The following is a 15,193-nucleotide window of genomic DNA, read 5'->3' on the forward strand; positions in this document are numbered from 1 at the left end:
AGAAAAAGTACGGTGGCAAGAGCAAGAAGGAAACACCTGTAACCATGCCGAACACAGCAGTTAAGCTTCTTCACGCCGAGAGTAGTTGGTGGGAGACTGCCTGCGAGGGTAGGACGCTGCCGTGCTTTTTAGCAATCCGGCTTAGCTCAGTTGGTAGAGCGCTTGACTGTTAATCAAGATGTCGTCAGTTCGAGTCTGACAGCCGGAGCGAGCAAAGAGAGAAAAGAGGACCTGCGGGTTCTCTTTTTTTGTCTATTTATTAAGCATAAAGTGTTAGTCCTTATATATTAGAAAAATGTTAGGTAATGGTTAGAAAATGTGACACAGAGCCTGTTTCACGGTACAATATTAGCGGATACATTTATCTAAAGGAGGAAATCTCATGGTAGGAATTGTTTTAGCCAGCCATGGTGGATTTGCCGATGGAATTGCGCAGTCTGCGCAAATGCTGTTTGGCGAACAAGACAATTTTGCTCATGTCATTTTGAAGCCCGATGAAGGGCCTGATGATATAAGAAGCAAAATGGAAACAGCAATTGCTTCATTTGAAAATCAAGATGAAGTACTGTTAATAGTTGATTTGTGGGGAGGTACGCCATTTAATCAAGCAAATGCTTTGCTTGAAAAACATCCAAATTGGGCGGTTGTCACTGGTATGAATTTACCAATGGTTGTTGAAGCACTAACTCAGAGGATGACAAACCCTGACATTACCGTTCATCAAATTGCAACGGTGATTGTTGAGCCAGCTAAGGATGGAATTAAAACTAAACCTGCAGAATTAATGCCAAAAGATTCTACAGAAACAAAAAAGGAATCAAATTCTGAAAATAAAGAGAGTAAGAAATCTATTCCTGAAGGTACTGTTGTTGGTGATGGTCATATTAAGTTTGTTTTAGCTCGGATTGATTCCCGATTGCTACACGGACAAGTGGCAACTGGCTGGATACCAACCATGCACCCTGACCGAGTTATCGTTGTTTCTGACAGTGTAGCAAAAGACGAAATGCGTAAAAGCATGATTCGTGAAGCTGCTCCTGCTGGTGTCAAAGCGCATACTGTTCCGTTGAAAAAGATGGTAGAGATCGCTAAAGATCCCCGCTTTGGTAACACACATGCCTTACTGCTTTTTGAAAATCCAGAAGATGTTTTAAAAGTCATAAAAGCAGGCGTCGACATTAAGACAGTCAATGTTGGCTCAATGTCCTATAAAGTAGGCGATGTCAATGCTAACAATGTATTGTCCATGAATCAAGAAGATGTTGATACTTTCCACGAACTTGAAAAAATGGGAATCAAGTATGATGTGCGTAAAGTTCCAACTGATAAAGAGGGCAATATGGAAGCTATTTTAAATAAAGCTCAAAGTTTGCTTGATGAACAAAACAAGTAAGAGAATAGGAGTAAAAAATGAATGCTATTCAAATGATTTTAGTTGTCATAGTTGCCTTTCTTGCAGGTATGGAAGGCATCTTGGACCAATGGGAATTCCACCAACCATTGGTTGCTTGTACACTAATCGGCCTGGTAACCGGTAATCTGGTTTTGGGTGTTATCTTAGGTGGCTATTTACAAATGATCGCCTTGGGCTGGGCAAATATTGGTGCTGCTGTTGCTCCTGATGCTGCTTTGGCTTCAGTAGCTTCCGCTATCATCTTGGTTCAAAGTGGTCAAGGAACAAAGGGCATTGGTATGGCTACTGGTATTGCCATGCCTCTGGCCGTTGCCGGACTATTTTTGACTATGATCGTTCGGACAATTTCTACTGGTATTGTACACATTATGGATGCCGATGCTAAAAAAGGCGATTGGCGTAAAATTAATATGTGGCAATGGCTTGATGTTTGTCTGCAGGGATTGAGAATCGCTATTCCGGCTGCACTGCTGTTAGCTATTCCTGCTTCACAAGTTAGATACTGGCTGGGCTTAATGCCAGCATGGCTTAGTGATGGTATGTCAATAGGTGGTGCCATGGTTGTTGCCGTTGGTTACGCAATGGTAATCAACATGATGGCTAGTCGTGAAGTTTGGCCGTTCTTTGCCATCGGTTTTGCTTTGGCAGCTATTAAAGATCTAACTTTGATTGCATTGGGTGCAATCGGTTTAGCGATGGCGCTCATGTACTTAGCTTTAGAGTCAAAAGGTGGCAATAACGGCAGTTCAAGTTCTGATAATGAGGGTACCGGCGATCCACTCGGCGATATCATAGATGACTATTAGAGTGATATTTAAGAGGAGGATTTTATAATGGCTGATAAAAAAATAAAATTAACTAAAGCCGACCGCTTCAAAGTTATGTGGCACTCACAATTTTTGCAAGCTTCATGGAACTACGAAAGAATGCAGAACGGTGGGTACGCATATTCACTTATTCCTGCTTTGAGAAAACTTTATCCTAAAAAAGAAGATATGGCAGCTGCTTTGCAGAGACACCTGGTCTTCTTCAACGTTCACCCTTACTTAGTATCGCCAATTCTAGGTGTTACTTTAGCCTTAGAAGAGGATAAGGCTAATGGAGCCAAAGTTGAAGATGAAGCTATTCAAGGTGTTAAGGTTGGAATGATGGGACCTTTAGCAGGTGTCGGTGACCCTGTATTCTGGTACACTGTACGGCCAATTGTTGGTGCCTTAGGTGCCTCAATGGCTATTCAAGGCAACATTTTAGGACCAATTTTGTTCTTCGTTATTTGGAACGTAATTAGATTAGCCTTCATGTGGTATACACAAGAATTTGGCTACAAAGCCGGTTCTGCAATTACTAATGATATGTCTGGTGGTCTATTGCAAAAGGTAACCCGTGGAGCTTCGATGATGGGTATGTTTGTTTTAGGCTCCCTGATTGAACGCTGGGTTAACATTAAGTTCACTCCGATTGTTTCAAAGACGCCTGTCCAAAAGGGTGGCTATATTGATTGGGGCTCACTTCCAGCCGGTGCTAAAGGTATTCAACAAGCTTTAATTGATCAGGCAAATGGCTTGTCTTTAACCAAGTTTAAAGTTACTACTTTGCAAAACAACTTGGATAGTTTAATCCCTGGTTTAGCTGGACTACTTTTGACTTTCCTGTGTATGTGGTTGCTAAAGAAGAAAGTTTCACCAATCGTAATTATTATTGCCATCTTCATTGTTGGTGTCGTTTTGCACGTTCTGCATGTGCTTTAAGCTAAAATGGTTGAATCAAGAAACACCAAAGTTGATTTAACGGCAAATGCGACTTGGTTTCGCGCATTGTCGACATACGGTAAAGTAATGGTCGGAGATAAGGCATTTGAATTTTATAATGACCGTAATATCTCTGATTACGTCCAAATTCCGTGGTCAGAAGTTACCTATGTGGTGGCGGATGTCTATTTTCACGGACGCTATATACCTCGTTTTGAAATTCGCACCCGTGCAAATGGAAAATTTATTTTTACAACACGAAATAATAAAAAGACTTTGCGCGCTATTCGTGAATATGTATCTGCCAATCGCATGCGACAGGCACTGGGATTATGGCAAAAAATCAAAAGAAGAATAATGCATAAATAAAAAAGTTCCTAGACAAAATTAATTGTCTAGGAATTTTTTTACTTAATTCTTGGTTTTAATACTTATTTCTCCGACAACACCTAATTCATCAGCAACTTTCTGTTGTAAAGCTTGAATTGCTATGCCTTCTTTTCTTTGTGCCAAATTTTAGATACGGTTGACAAAACTGTAAAGATTAACAGAGCTGAAATCATAGAAATCCTGTTTGCAGGTAAAATTAATAGTAAAACAATCATCAAAATAAAAAAGATTAAAGTCATGTAATCTAAAAAAGGGAAACCAGGCATTTTAAAATCGGTAAGTTTTTGTGCAGGTGTCTTTTTGCGGTAGGCAATATGAGTTAAAAGCATTAGACACCAAATAATTAAAAACATACTGGTAGAGGTAGAAGAAATAAAATTAAATGCCTCATTGCCGATGACAATAATAACAAAAGGTGCTAACGCCATTAAGCAAGCCGATAAGGTCAGTGCATTTTGTGGTAATTGTCTTCTCAGGTGACCAAATGTCTGGTTAAATTTTCCCTTACCGTTAAAAGTTACGGAAAATAGCAATCTGCCTGCACTGTATAAAATACTGTTAGTCGAGGAAACAGCAGCAGAAATAACCACAAAATTGATAATTGAGCCGGCATTGCGGATGCCAGTGGCAGCTAATGTCTGTACAAAAGGACTAGAGTTAGTTGCTACTTTATTCCATGGAATCACTACTAAAATAGCGATGATAGCAAGCACATAAAATAAAATTATTCGTAGTGGAACCTCATTAATAGCCTTTCTAATTGTTACTTTGGGGTTTTGCGCCTCTGCAGCAGTTAATCCGACTAGTTCAACTCCAACAAAGCTAAAGATAACCATCTGAAAACCGGAAAAGAACCCGGTGCCGCCTTTAGCAAAAAAGCCACCATGTGTGGATAAGTTAGCAAGAGTAACGGGTCCAAAAGAGGTTTTTCCACCAGTTATTAACAAATAGGCCACTAAAATCACGAATGCAATAACGGTCACAATTTTAATTATGGCAAAACTAAACTCCAAATTACCGAAAAGCCGCGCAGAAAGCAAATTGATAAATAGTAAAATTGCGATGGTTACTAAGCCAGGTACCCATGTAGGCAAATGGGGAAACCAGTATTGAAAATATATTCCCAAGGCTGTCATTTCTGCCATACCCAGAGTTACCCAGCTGATCCAGTAGAGATAACCTGAAATAAATCCAGTGTTTTTACCCAAGTACTTTTCAATAAAATCAATATAGGTATGCTTGGATAAGTCTGAAACTATGAGCTCACCTAAAGCTCGCATTAGTAGAAATAAGAAAATACCGACAACGACATAAATCAAAATGACACTGGGACCGGCTCGTCTAATACTATTACCTACGCCTAGAAATAAACCAGTACCAATTGTCCCACCCAGGGCAATCAATTGAATATGCGCGTTAGTCAAGGTTCGTTCGTAACCAGAACCGTTATTTTCCTCTTCTTCGCTCATTAAATCACTCCAAATACTTAAAAATTAGTTACATTATTAAATTATAGCATTATACATAAGTGTATGTTTTTAACCAAACTAAAATTTCGCTAAATTGTAAATTTTGTTATGTTAAAAAGGGCTTTATTTAAAGACAAATTGTAGTATCATATATTTTATTAAAAATAAATTAAGGAGGAAGATTTAATGTTTACCATTGGCCAATTTACTGTTAATAACTTGGAGATTAGTTTGGTATTACCGGAAGTCGGTCATGCGGATGCTTTATACGAAATTATTGTCCATGACCGTGATCAGCTGGCACACTTCTTACCCTGGGCCGGTAAAATTACGAGTGTCAAAGATGAAGTTGATTTTATTAAGGCAATGCGAGTTGACACCGCTAATTATAAGAAACTGGTCCTAGTTGTTCTTGTCAATGGCAAACCAGCGGGAATGGTTGACCTGCACAATATTAAGTTAAAAAATGAAAGCGGCGAAATTGGCTATTGGCTGGGGCAAAAATATCAGGGTAACGGAATCATGACCCATGCCGTTAAAAAGTTAGTAGACGTATCATTCAACCAGTTTGGATTACACAGCATTAAATTATTGGCAGATCATAATAATAAACCTAGTAGAGCTATTGCTGAAAGACTGCACTTTGAATATGTGGCCAGGCTTAAAGATGAGGTTAAGTATCACGATAAGTTCTGTGATATGGAATTATATATCACATTTAACCCTCAAAATTAGTCAAAAAAATTGCTGGTAAATTTTACCAGCAATTTTATTATTTATCTGCATATCCTTGAGGATGAGTTTGGTGCCATTTCCATGCACTTGCCATTACATCTTCAGCGCTCTCGTGTTGTGGCTCCCAGCCTAAAATAGTTCTGGCTTTGGTTGAATCGGCAACTAAACTGTCAGGGTCACCTGCACGTCGTGGTCCCATAGTATATGGAATTTCAATATTGGTAACTTTACGAGCCGCCTGTAAGATCCCTAAGTTGGAATAACCGTGAGCAGTTCCTAGGTTGAAAACATCGGATTTGTTGGTTTTAACTAAGTATTTTAGTGCCAGTACATGCGCGTCGATGAGATCTTCGATTTGAACGTAATCTCTGACATTAGTGCCATCTTTAGTGTCGTAGTCATTACCAAAAATGGTAAATTTACCATCGCCACTGACAGCACTTTTTAAAATATTAGGAATTAAATGCGTTTCCGGAGAATGATCTTCTCCGATTGACCCATCACTTGCAGCACCAGCAACGTTGAAATAGCGCAGTGCAATTGATTTGATATCATCAGCTTTATCTGCCCAGTGCATAATTTTTTCCATCATTACTTTGGTTTCGCCATAAGGACTGATCGGATTAAGTGGTGAATCTTCAGTAATTGGCAATTTCTTAGGGATGCCGTATGTGGCAGCGCTGGAAGAAAAGACGAGGTATTTTACATCGGCATCTTTCATGGCCTCCAGGAGTGCGATCATACCTGAAACGTTATTATCATAGTATTTCAGTGGCTTTTGCACGGATTCAGGCACTAAAGAATAAGCGGCAAAGTGCATAACTGCCTCAATTTTTTCTTGACGCAATATTTGACTGACTAAAAACTTGTTTTCAATATCTCCTTGGTAAAACTTGGCTTTAGGGTTGACTGCCTTTCTGTGTCCAGTGTACAAAGCGTCAAGGACAACAACATCATTATTTTGTTCAATTAATTTCTTTACAGCTACTGAGCCAATATACCCGGCACCGCCGATAACTAAAACGCGCATAAATTCCTCCAATTATTATATGGTAATGATCTTCTGTCTAAATTTTAGCACAGTCTGTTAATTTAAAAGACAATTATTGACAGTAAAATCATTTTGCAATAAAGTTACTTTTAGTAAGATAGCAAGAAAGAAGTATCAAAATGATTCATAATTCCACAATTAACCAGCAAATTAATCATCGCTCTATCAGAAAATTTAAAGATCAAACACTAAGTGAAGAACAATTAAATACTTTGTACACCGTTTTTCAACATACAGCAACGAGCATGTTTATGCAAAATGCTACAATGCTTCATATTACTGATGAAGGTAAAAGGGCAAAAATCAGAGAATTGTGCGGACAAAAATATGTTGGTGCTGAAGGTGATTTGTTTGTCTTTGTAGTAGATCTATACCGCAACCAACAAATTCGCCGCCAGTTAGGTAAAGATGACGGACGTGTTCATACCACTGACATTTTCTTTCAGGGGATGGATGACACATTACTTGCTTGGCAAAATGTGGCTAATGCTGTTGAAAGTATGAATTTAGGTTATGTGCCTCTTGGCACCATTAATGATCACCCGTTAAAAATGTTGGAAGTGCTAGACTTGCCTAAGCTGACATTTCCAGCGTTAGGGATGCAAGTGGGTATTCCTGATCAAGAACCACAATTGAAACCGCGCTTGCCACTAGCATTTACAACTTTTGAAAATGAGTATCCGCGTGATTTTAAAGTGGCAGACTTGAAAGACTATGACCAAGTCGTTACCACTTACTATGACTTGCGGGATGCTAATAGACGTATTGATTCTTTTACCAAGCAAATAACTAGTGACAAGTTAAACGATAAAAGAATTGATCGTGACGAGTTGCCAGAATTGTTGCACAAACAAGAGCTTTGCCTAGATTGGAAATAAAATAAAAGTCGCGCATTCGATTGCACGACTTTTTTTGTTTTGGTATAATTTAAACGTTGTGAAAGTTGCTGATTTAGCTCAGTTGGTAGAGCGTTTCCCTCGTAAAGAAAAGGTCGCCAGTTCGATTCTGGCAATCAGCATTCAGAAGAATAAAATTGGTAAAACAACCTTGATATATCAGCGCTTTCTGTTGGTAAGTTAAGGTTATTTTTTGTTTATTAAAGATAATTATGCACACGATACGGAACACGATTTTAGCTGTGTTCTTGATAAAAACTTTTAGGTGGGCTTTTAGGTTGATATAACGGGACTTATAGCCACTTTTTTGTGTGCAAATAGATATGCCTCAAACAGAGTATTGTTTTTCCTTAGCAAAAACAATACATTTAAATTAAGCTACAATACTATTCACATTTTTATTTTGCATTGCATTTTGCAATGCAAATAGTAAAATATATTGCTAAAGAAGTGGATATATTTTTGATTACTATTTCATTTGTTTAAATGCGTATTCACATGTTGAAATAATTAATTCAAAAGACTAAAGATAAAATCCGACGGACTTACTTTCCATTTCTTTAAGATTTTGTCTCATCATGACTGACAATTTGAATGTCAAAGCGTATGTAATGACAAAAGGCGTTGTTCATATAAGCTGCAAGACAGTTATATTCTTAAACTGTCTTGCGAGGCGTAAAACGAAAAGGGTTGAAGATATTTTGAATAAAAAAATAAAGATGATAACTGGGTTGCTAATATGTAGCAGTTTGTTCGAGGGATGCAGAGCAAATCATAAGACTAACTCTAATGGAAGTTCTGTAAAAGTGGTTCAAGTTAACAAAAAAGTAAAGCAAAAAGATACAATTCAAAAAAATAGTAATAACAATGCTCCTCATAAAGTTGAGGCAGTTAGCAACAAGCTAAGCCATAAGATGAATTTAGCTCAAATTAGAAAAGGCAATTATTCTAGCATTGCTGGTGAATGGAAAGAAGTTGCGTTTACAAATAATCGGTATGACGGCAAGGGAATTACTTGGCGAAAGATGAATAAAGTATATATTCAGAATCTAAGAGTTACTAAAAATAAGATGTTTTTGGGTAAATATGAACTTGTTCGAGGTAAAAAAATGACCGATCCTAATGATGCTAAAAAGTTTAAACGGAAACTAAAGTTTACTGTTCCATCAAAAGCCAATAGAACAAAATATTCTCCGCTTACTGCATCTTCTGAAGGTGCGATTACGTGGAGCTTTGATTTTTATCCGCGGAATATTCCTATTGAGAGTCAAGTACATGGTCGATTTACAAAGGCTGTTGATACTAGAAAAGAGCGGATAACAATTTTCTGTAGCAATATGGGTGATAACTTTATATTTCAAAGAGACAAGTGATTTTATTAGAGGTGTGTAATGAAACTTAAAGATTATTCTGGAATTAATAAAATAACTTTAGAAAATTTTTTATCTCTAAATGAGGAACAGGCAGTAAGATTCGATTTTTTAACTCAAGGAGAAGAAGCGGATCGAACGGAGCTAACAAATAGCATTTATCATAAGCTTTTTCCTTGGTTTGATGAAAAAAAACATGCAGGTGATACGCTAAATACCTATCGAATAGCGGTAAAAAAGTATTATGGTAAGTATTATCGCTTTTTAGACCGAAAGACACAGTTAGAAATTATTGGTATTATAAAAAAATGTACGCCGCATAATGAAGGCCAGATTTTCGAGTTTGAAGAAACTGATAAAAAGGGCAAACCATATTATCAACTCTGTAATAATTATCAACTAGGAAATTTCTTTATCTTGCCAGTTCAAGGTGGAATTAATCCTAAGAGAGCTCAGGAGCCGTACAATGATTTCTTTGATAAATTTCTAATTGTACTGAATGAACTTTATAATAGTAATTTTAAGAATGATTTTAAGAGTACTGATAAGTTGAAGAAAGCTATAGTATTTCAAAAAGATTATTTTAAAAAATTTACTAATACTGCTGATTTCATTGATGAAAACTACCTATTAGCAATTACAGATATTATCAAACAAAGAGGCAAAAAACTGTACGGTGCATTACATGTGAATGACAATCAGAATACAATCTCTTAAATAAAAAAATTACAGCTTAAGTGTCAAAAAGATAGCAGTATGCAGGAAAATGGCCAGTATATATGGATTGTGTTACCGTCTCTCAACAGAATTATAAATATAGTCTTTAAAGTAAATAAAGACTAAAATAAAACAAAAACAGCGTTGAGACTCACGATGTGAATGCTGCAATACGCTGCTTTTTTGTGTATAATCTGGTAATCGACTAGGTATAGTACTCCCTTGGTCAATTATAAATCTGCAAATTAACATTATATTTTATAATACAAAAAGAATTGCAAAATATAATGCAAAATGTAAAATGAAACTATAGGAAATTTAGTTACTTCTTTTTAGGTGTGTCTTCTAGATTGCTAAGAGCATATTCACATGCTTGAATCACAAAACTAGAAAAAGTAACATCTTTTCCTTCAATTGCTGTTTCTATCTGCTTAATAAGACTTAGCGGGAAGCGAATAGTCTTATTTTCAGTTTCTTTTCGATTTGATCTAATTTGAAATGCCAATTTGTTTACCTCCTGTTGGAATCATTGTAAGGAGTAATCTATTATAAATATGCATTGCAAATAGCAAGACAAGATAATGAAAGATAGTCAGCGGAAGTGAATAAGTAAGTATTACTAAAAACACAATATACTTTTGCAATAGAGCTTAAATATACTAAATACATTTTTAGAGTAGGAGCTTTTATTGCCTAGTTTGTTCAATAGTAAGATTTGGAAATGTTAAAGGAGAAAGTTAATGAGTTACAGTGATTTAGAAAAATTTGCAAGAGAGGTTATGTCAAGACCGGAATTTTTAACTGACCATGAAGTATATATGTATATGAAACCGCAAAATGGAAACCAGAGAACTCAAAAATACATTAATGTTTATAATGTCAGTGCTCAAAGTTATGATTCAATTGCTTTATATGATAAAAATGGTGCAAAGATAGATGAAATTTATCCAGATGAAACTACAACGATGAATGGTGTACCTGCAATAAATTATGGGGTTGATGAAAAAAATGGTAGGACAGGAGGCTGCTACTTGACCACTGCATGTGTTGATTATTTTGGTAAACCGGATGACTGTTATGAATTAGAAACGTTAAGAAGTTTTAGAGATGGTTTTATGCAGACTTCAACTGAAATGAAGGAAGCTGCTAAAAAATATTATGTAATTGCACCAAAGATTGTAGCAAAAATAAATTCTTTGCCTAATAAAGCTTCTGTTTATCAGAAAATGTATACGGACTTAGTACAAAAGTGTATTAACCTGATTAATAAAGGCAAAAATAAAGAAGCTTATGAAACTTATAAAGATTATTCAGAAGCATTAGAAGAGAAATATTTGTAAATTATATTGTTCTTTGATGATAAATTTGGCTGGTGAAATAAAAAATGAAAAGCAAGCACAAAATACTTAAACTATTAGTTTCTATTTCAGTAATAGGAATTTTTGGTGGTATTGCTGAAACTAATCCAATCAATGCTATGAATCCACAAACCGTTAAAGCTAAGGAAAAAGAAAAGTATGTTCTTACTTTTTATCCAGACTATCAAATTAATTACGGACCATTTAGAAATGGGTCGCCAGATTCAAATGATTATAAATACATAAAATTCCTAGTATCCGGTTTAAAACGGCGAGGTTATAAATTTAATTCAAATTTTTCTGAAGGAAAATGGCATAAACATAACAGTAAGTTAGATAAAAAAGAAACAAAGAAATTAGCTTTTAAGGTTAAAAAAACTCAGATTGCTAATACTACTGAAAAAGAAAAATTAATTGGAAAAAGACTGAAAACAATACCTAAAAAGCTTCGTGGACAATGGTTTAGTCCACAAAATCTTCAGTGGACAATTAATAAAAAGCGAATGAAATTAATAAATAGCAGTAAACATGTATATAAACAAGAGAAAAAAGATATTTACGTTGTACCGATTAGCAGTAATAGCGGCTATAGGTTTTGGGTAAAAAGTATTAAATATAAAAGCAGAAAATACAGAGTTTTAGTCTATCAAAAATATAAATTTGTTCCTCAAGCCAATAATACGCTTGTATATGAATTATATTCTAAAAACTGTTATTTAAGTGAAGAAGCAGCAAAATCTGGAAACCTTATATGGAAAAACATCAAATATCCAAATATTAACATGGTGTTTTCAACTTGGTTTCAAGGTAATCGACATAGACTAAGGCTAAGTTATAGAGATTCAGTGAGAATATCAGAAGGATGGATAATCTCATATTAAATTTTTATTTTAGAGGGTTGAATGATGAAGTCATGTAATAGAAAAATCTTTTTAGTGTTGCTTAGTGTCATAACAATTGGAATTCTGGAATTTAGTGTGGTGGATAATTCATTTACACCAATAGTCCAAGTCGAGGCGAAGATTAAATCAAAGAAAAAAGTAAGAGTTAAGCATCATAAGAAAAAACGTAAAGAAAAAGTTTATTCCTTGGCAACAATTAAATTACCAGCAGGCTATACTTATGATCGGTTGACCAATGCATATGAAAATAAACCAAGTAAAGAATTTATCCAAGCTTGCATGTTAGGAGTTAAACAGAATGAGTTTAAACATTCTGAAAGTGCTAGTGATGATAAAACCAAAATTGATCCTACTAAGATGACTAGGAAGCAAAGTGATGAAATTACTTCTTATACTTTGAGATTAATTAATGAAGCACGAAGTTATTTAAATTTAAAACCATGGATTAAAAGTGAAGGTACCCAAAGAATTGCAGATGATATTGCTCAGGAATATACTAAAAATAAAAAGTCAGTTTTTGATCCTGGCGATCATTATATTGAGGGAATAGTTCGCGCTGCTAAGAAGAATGGTTTAAATATAGATAACAATTACATTGAAGATCTGACTGGATTCGAAAGCACTAAAAAAATGACAATTTCTGAGCTTAAGTCAGAGATTTATGATGGCTTAATTGAAATGATATTTGGTTATGATGGCGGAGATTATTCAAAGAAAAGTTGTTATACTGAATGGCTTCATGCTGGAAATTTGTTGAGCAATGCTGGTCACGAAATAAATGAACATGATGAATACTCTTATTTTGGTCTTAGTATTAGTCGTAGAGGTGATGAATATTCTGTTCATTATATTGGAATATCGTCATTTTTTGTGACGGGAGAAGGGGCAAGAGAAGCTATTGGTTCGTTTAAACCATAAATAAAATTATTTTGAGAAAATCATTTGATTCAAAAGAGTTATTTTTCATAAATAAAAAATTTATCGGTATGCCAATTAGATGAGACGATTAGTAAGTTTTTAAAACAAAGGAAACATTTTTATATAAAAGTTCATTTCCAAATTCTGATAAGCAACTAATATTCAGAAAAATCGTTTAAATTAATAAGCCTTGATTTATCAACGTTTTACGAAGGTAAATCAAGGCTAATTTTTGTTATTAAATAATTGCAGAAATAGTTGGACTGACTTGGGATTAACGGCCTTTTGCTGGGTGTTAACCCGTTGCGATTTTAATATATAAAATTATGATAGTGCTTTTGCTTATACTTTAAAGCTAGTTTCTTTGATTTATAAGAATGATCGGAAACATAAAAACCCGAAGATAAAGTTAAAATTTCATGGCCATTTATTTTTGAAACATTATAATGAATATTAGTTCCAAGGACTTGATTCCAACCTCTATATACAACATAATACCTATTTTTTTCTTTGAAAGGTTTTACATAATTAAGAAAAAGCCATGAAATTCTATTACGCCTATATCCCTTACTCTTAGGGTTAAGACTATGTTTTTTATAGACGTGAAGGGAATTTGTTACTTTTCCATTTTTATATCGATAAATCATCTTATTTTTAGTAATAACTGTTTTTGTTAATGAATTATCATCACTTGAACATGAATACCAAGTACCACGCATTTTCTTAGGAAAGGTTTTAGGGCTAACATGTAAATTTTTAAATTCGTCAATATCTTTTTTGCTTGCGGCTTTTACTGTTTGTATAGAATACGAGCTTTGAAAATGTATTGTTGCAATAGCTCCAGCTAAAGTACCTATAGTTAAAACCCAAGTTAACAATTTAAGTTTGGGCTTAACTTTTATTGAATTTCGTTTTATTTGATTGATATTCATTTATTCTACCTCCGTTAATTTATAGCTTGCGTACAACATCTGATACAAGTTTATTTCTAATTTTAATATTAAGCAATATAAGCATTAAAAAATCTTACTGGCACTTGTTTCAAGCCTGACAGTAATGATATATTGAGGGAAGTATGGTTTAATTTTTTAAATTATCAGTTATTTTGAGAAAGAATAAATGCATCATGAACATCAAATTAAATAAAAATTCATCAAAATTGCCATTGTCGCTTTAGCACTTATTACTACTAGCACAACCGTTGCACCAACAACTATTACTAATTTAACTACTGTTTCAGCTAAAGCTAAGAAACATCACAAAAAAGTTAAGAAAACTAAAAAGAAGACTTACGTCATTGCTAAATACTACGATGAATTTAAACCCGGTTACAGCTACACTTATTATAAAAAGAAAGGTGTTTTCATCGGTCATAAAATGAAGAAACACCAAACTGCAACCACTGACTCTGACGAACCAAAAGTTGAGCAAGCTACTAGCACTTACAATGTACCTAATGTAAAGAAATTTACTAAAAATATAATTACAAATTACAACCTAGAAGGCGATAGATGGTCAAAGACCAATATAACCGTCAATATTCAAGCATTAACAAACGAACAACAGCAAATTGCTAAAGATGCAATAGAACAAATTAACAATTTAAATATTATTAATCTAACTATTACTACTAAAAAAGCAAACATAACAATTGTTTCAGTAGAACAAAACAATACTGCTTTAGGAAAAACAAGAGTAGAAGATAATGACTATACATACAAAAAGCTAAATCTAATCGAAACAGCAAAAGTAGAACTATACAACCCTACAGTTCTTAATCATTCACATGGAAATTACGCCTTAGAATTAAACAAAACCATTTTACATGAATTAGGACATGCACTAGGACTAGATCATACCCATTCTAATGTAAACAACATAATGAACCCTACTACATACACTGAAAATACAAATACAATTGACTCAACTCATGCAGCTATCGACCAAGATTACATCAACGGTTTAGCAATTCTTTACCAAAACTAATCTCTGTTAACAATATATTGACCATGTCAGTAACCATTACTGGTATGGTTTTTTATGTTGTTAACTACAACAAAACACAATTTAGAAAGTAAAATTATCATGAAGTTCATTAAAAAGTTAAAAGCAACTATCATTACCACTTTAGCCTCAATCACAATGACACCAACTGCTTCTGTTGCTCAATGCCAAAGCAAAAATCGTTATTGCTCACAAGAAACCAAAGTTTAAAAAAATTAACA

General features: G+C 34.6%; 17 protein-coding genes, 2 tRNA genes and 1 rRNA gene. 16 read left to right on the forward strand and 4 right to left on the reverse strand.

Annotation, left to right across the window (positions count from 1 at the left end; genetic code table 11):
- Positions 1 to 8 precede the first annotated feature (8 nt).
- The 6 genes from rrf to F5ESL0261_RS01835 all read left to right on the forward strand — a co-directional run bounded on the left by rrf (position 9) and on the right by F5ESL0261_RS01835 (position 3,531).
- Positions 9 to 125: ribosomal RNA gene (gene rrf / locus F5ESL0261_RS01810) — 5S ribosomal RNA — on the forward strand.
- Between the two features lie 10 nt (positions 126 to 135).
- A tRNA-Asn gene (locus tag F5ESL0261_RS01815) sits at positions 136 to 208 on the forward strand.
- Positions 209 to 382: 174 nt separating this feature from the next.
- Entirely contained in the window at positions 383 to 1,393 is a 1,011-nt protein-coding gene (locus F5ESL0261_RS01820; protein ID WP_122051964.1) for a mannose/fructose/sorbose PTS transporter subunit IIA, read from the forward strand.
- A gap of 17 nt (positions 1,394 to 1,410) precedes the next feature.
- The gene (locus F5ESL0261_RS01825) at positions 1,411 to 2,220 is read left to right on the forward strand and encodes a PTS mannose/fructose/sorbose transporter subunit IIC (RefSeq protein WP_046331631.1); all 810 of its coding nucleotides are present in this window, start codon (positions 1,411 to 1,413) and stop codon (positions 2,218 to 2,220) included.
- 27 nt (positions 2,221 to 2,247) lie between these two features.
- Entirely contained in the window at positions 2,248 to 3,162 is a 915-nt protein-coding gene (locus tag F5ESL0261_RS01830) for a PTS system mannose/fructose/sorbose family transporter subunit IID (protein ID WP_046331632.1), read from the forward strand.
- 6 nt (positions 3,163 to 3,168) lie between these two features.
- Positions 3,169 to 3,531: a DUF956 family protein gene (locus tag F5ESL0261_RS01835; RefSeq protein WP_122051965.1), complete on the forward strand. Its 363-nt coding sequence runs from the start codon at positions 3,169 to 3,171 to the stop codon at positions 3,529 to 3,531.
- 119 nt (positions 3,532 to 3,650) lie between these two features.
- On the opposite strand, the gene F5ESL0261_RS01840 is transcribed toward F5ESL0261_RS01835, so the two are convergent.
- A complete protein-coding gene (locus F5ESL0261_RS01840) occupies positions 3,651 to 5,021 on the reverse strand; it encodes an amino acid permease (RefSeq protein WP_122051966.1) in 1,371 nt (456 codons plus the stop codon).
- A 186-nt stretch (positions 5,022 to 5,207) separates the two neighbouring features.
- On the opposite strand from F5ESL0261_RS01840, the gene F5ESL0261_RS01845 reads away from it, so the two are divergent.
- A complete protein-coding gene (locus F5ESL0261_RS01845; RefSeq protein ID WP_122051967.1) occupies positions 5,208 to 5,756 on the forward strand; it encodes a GNAT family N-acetyltransferase in 549 nt (182 codons plus the stop codon).
- A gap of 37 nt (positions 5,757 to 5,793) precedes the next feature.
- Here the strand turns inward: F5ESL0261_RS01845 and galE are convergent, their stop codons facing one another.
- On the reverse strand, positions 5,794 to 6,786 hold the full coding sequence (gene galE, locus F5ESL0261_RS01850; protein WP_122051968.1) for a UDP-glucose 4-epimerase GalE: 993 nt from the start codon (positions 6,784 to 6,786) through the stop codon (positions 5,794 to 5,796).
- A 140-nt stretch (positions 6,787 to 6,926) separates the two neighbouring features.
- Between galE and F5ESL0261_RS01855 the strand changes: the two genes are divergently transcribed.
- The 4 genes from F5ESL0261_RS01855 (at position 6,927) to F5ESL0261_RS01870 (ending at position 9,790) form a co-directional block, all read left to right on the forward strand.
- Positions 6,927 to 7,685 carry an NADPH-dependent oxidoreductase gene (locus F5ESL0261_RS01855; protein WP_122051969.1) on the forward strand — a complete coding sequence of 253 codons (759 nt, stop codon included), beginning with the start codon at positions 6,927 to 6,929 and terminating at the stop codon, positions 7,683 to 7,685.
- Between the two features lie 67 nt (positions 7,686 to 7,752).
- Positions 7,753 to 7,825, forward strand: a tRNA-Thr gene (locus tag F5ESL0261_RS01860).
- Positions 7,826 to 8,509: 684 nt separating this feature from the next.
- The gene (locus F5ESL0261_RS01865; protein WP_147446220.1) at positions 8,510 to 9,076 is read left to right on the forward strand and encodes a DUF6287 domain-containing protein; all 567 of its coding nucleotides are present in this window, start codon (positions 8,510 to 8,512) and stop codon (positions 9,074 to 9,076) included.
- A gap of 18 nt (positions 9,077 to 9,094) precedes the next feature.
- Positions 9,095 to 9,790, forward strand: a complete 696-nt coding sequence (locus tag F5ESL0261_RS01870; protein ID WP_122051971.1) for a hypothetical protein — start codon at positions 9,095 to 9,097, stop codon at positions 9,788 to 9,790.
- 322 nt (positions 9,791 to 10,112) lie between these two features.
- Here F5ESL0261_RS01870 and F5ESL0261_RS01875 read toward each other — a convergent pair whose 3' ends face one another.
- Complete coding sequence (locus F5ESL0261_RS01875) at positions 10,113 to 10,295, reverse strand: YlcI/YnfO family protein (protein ID WP_122051972.1); 183 nt, start codon at positions 10,293 to 10,295, stop codon at positions 10,113 to 10,115.
- A 235-nt stretch (positions 10,296 to 10,530) separates the two neighbouring features.
- On the opposite strand from F5ESL0261_RS01875, the gene F5ESL0261_RS01880 reads away from it, so the two are divergent.
- Genes F5ESL0261_RS01880 through F5ESL0261_RS01890 form a run of 3 tightly spaced genes read left to right on the forward strand, consistent with a single transcriptional unit; the run spans position 10,531 to position 12,968 of the window.
- The gene (locus F5ESL0261_RS01880) at positions 10,531 to 11,130 is read left to right on the forward strand and encodes a CFI-box-CTERM domain-containing protein (protein WP_122051973.1); all 600 of its coding nucleotides are present in this window, start codon (positions 10,531 to 10,533) and stop codon (positions 11,128 to 11,130) included.
- 44 nt (positions 11,131 to 11,174) lie between these two features.
- A complete protein-coding gene (locus F5ESL0261_RS01885; protein WP_122051974.1) occupies positions 11,175 to 12,029 on the forward strand; it encodes a hypothetical protein in 855 nt (284 codons plus the stop codon).
- Between the two features lie 21 nt (positions 12,030 to 12,050).
- Entirely contained in the window at positions 12,051 to 12,968 is a 918-nt protein-coding gene (locus F5ESL0261_RS01890) for an SEC10/PgrA surface exclusion domain-containing protein (RefSeq protein WP_122051975.1), read from the forward strand.
- A 311-nt stretch (positions 12,969 to 13,279) separates the two neighbouring features.
- Here F5ESL0261_RS01890 and F5ESL0261_RS01895 read toward each other — a convergent pair whose 3' ends face one another.
- Positions 13,280 to 13,900 carry a hypothetical protein gene (locus tag F5ESL0261_RS01895; RefSeq protein WP_122051976.1) on the reverse strand — a complete coding sequence of 207 codons (621 nt, stop codon included), beginning with the start codon at positions 13,898 to 13,900 and terminating at the stop codon, positions 13,280 to 13,282.
- Between the two features lie 445 nt (positions 13,901 to 14,345).
- Between F5ESL0261_RS01895 and F5ESL0261_RS01900 the strand changes: the two genes are divergently transcribed.
- Both F5ESL0261_RS01900 and F5ESL0261_RS10250 read left to right on the forward strand, forming a co-directional pair.
- On the forward strand, positions 14,346 to 14,954 hold the full coding sequence (locus F5ESL0261_RS01900) for a matrixin family metalloprotease (protein WP_122051977.1): 609 nt from the start codon (positions 14,346 to 14,348) through the stop codon (positions 14,952 to 14,954).
- Positions 14,955 to 15,053: 99 nt separating this feature from the next.
- On the forward strand, positions 15,054 to 15,182 hold the full coding sequence (locus tag F5ESL0261_RS10250; RefSeq protein WP_255409673.1) for a hypothetical protein: 129 nt from the start codon (positions 15,054 to 15,056) through the stop codon (positions 15,180 to 15,182).
- The last annotated feature ends 11 nt before the right edge of the window (positions 15,183 to 15,193 follow it).

It is taken from the genome of Lactobacillus sp. ESL0261 (assembly GCF_003693025.1).
GTDB lineage: Bacteria > Bacillota > Bacilli > Lactobacillales > Lactobacillaceae > Lactobacillus > Lactobacillus kullabergensis.

Bases quoted from the DNA above. Each gene is read 5' to 3' on its own strand.
- F5ESL0261_RS01900 (WP_122051977.1), top strand. From the start codon at position 14,346: ATGAAGAAACACCAAACTGCAACCACTGACTCTGACGAACCAAAAGTT.
- F5ESL0261_RS01890 (WP_122051975.1), top strand. From the start codon at position 12,051: ATGATGAAGTCATGTAATAGAAAAATCTTTTTAGTGTTGCTTAGTGTC.
- F5ESL0261_RS01895 (WP_122051976.1), bottom strand. From the start codon at position 13,900: ATGAATATCAATCAAATAAAACGAAATTCAATAAAAGTTAAGCCCAAA.
- F5ESL0261_RS01820 (WP_122051964.1), top strand. From the start codon at position 383: ATGGTAGGAATTGTTTTAGCCAGCCATGGTGGATTTGCCGATGGAATT.
- F5ESL0261_RS01845 (WP_122051967.1), top strand. From the start codon at position 5,208: ATGTTTACCATTGGCCAATTTACTGTTAATAACTTGGAGATTAGTTTG.
- F5ESL0261_RS01840 (WP_122051966.1), bottom strand. From the start codon at position 5,021: ATGAGCGAAGAAGAGGAAAATAACGGTTCTGGTTACGAACGAACCTTG.
- F5ESL0261_RS01825 (WP_046331631.1), top strand. From the start codon at position 1,411: ATGAATGCTATTCAAATGATTTTAGTTGTCATAGTTGCCTTTCTTGCA.
- F5ESL0261_RS01885 (WP_122051974.1), top strand. From the start codon at position 11,175: ATGAAAAGCAAGCACAAAATACTTAAACTATTAGTTTCTATTTCAGTA.
- F5ESL0261_RS01830 (WP_046331632.1), top strand. From the start codon at position 2,248: ATGGCTGATAAAAAAATAAAATTAACTAAAGCCGACCGCTTCAAAGTT.
- F5ESL0261_RS01855 (WP_122051969.1), top strand. From the start codon at position 6,927: ATGATTCATAATTCCACAATTAACCAGCAAATTAATCATCGCTCTATC.
- galE (WP_122051968.1), bottom strand. From the start codon at position 6,786: ATGCGCGTTTTAGTTATCGGCGGTGCCGGGTATATTGGCTCAGTAGCT.
- F5ESL0261_RS01870 (WP_122051971.1), top strand. From the start codon at position 9,095: ATGAAACTTAAAGATTATTCTGGAATTAATAAAATAACTTTAGAAAAT.
- F5ESL0261_RS10250 (WP_255409673.1), top strand. From the start codon at position 15,054: ATGAAGTTCATTAAAAAGTTAAAAGCAACTATCATTACCACTTTAGCC.
- F5ESL0261_RS01835 (WP_122051965.1), top strand. From the start codon at position 3,169: ATGGTTGAATCAAGAAACACCAAAGTTGATTTAACGGCAAATGCGACT.
- F5ESL0261_RS01880 (WP_122051973.1), top strand. From the start codon at position 10,531: ATGAGTTACAGTGATTTAGAAAAATTTGCAAGAGAGGTTATGTCAAGA.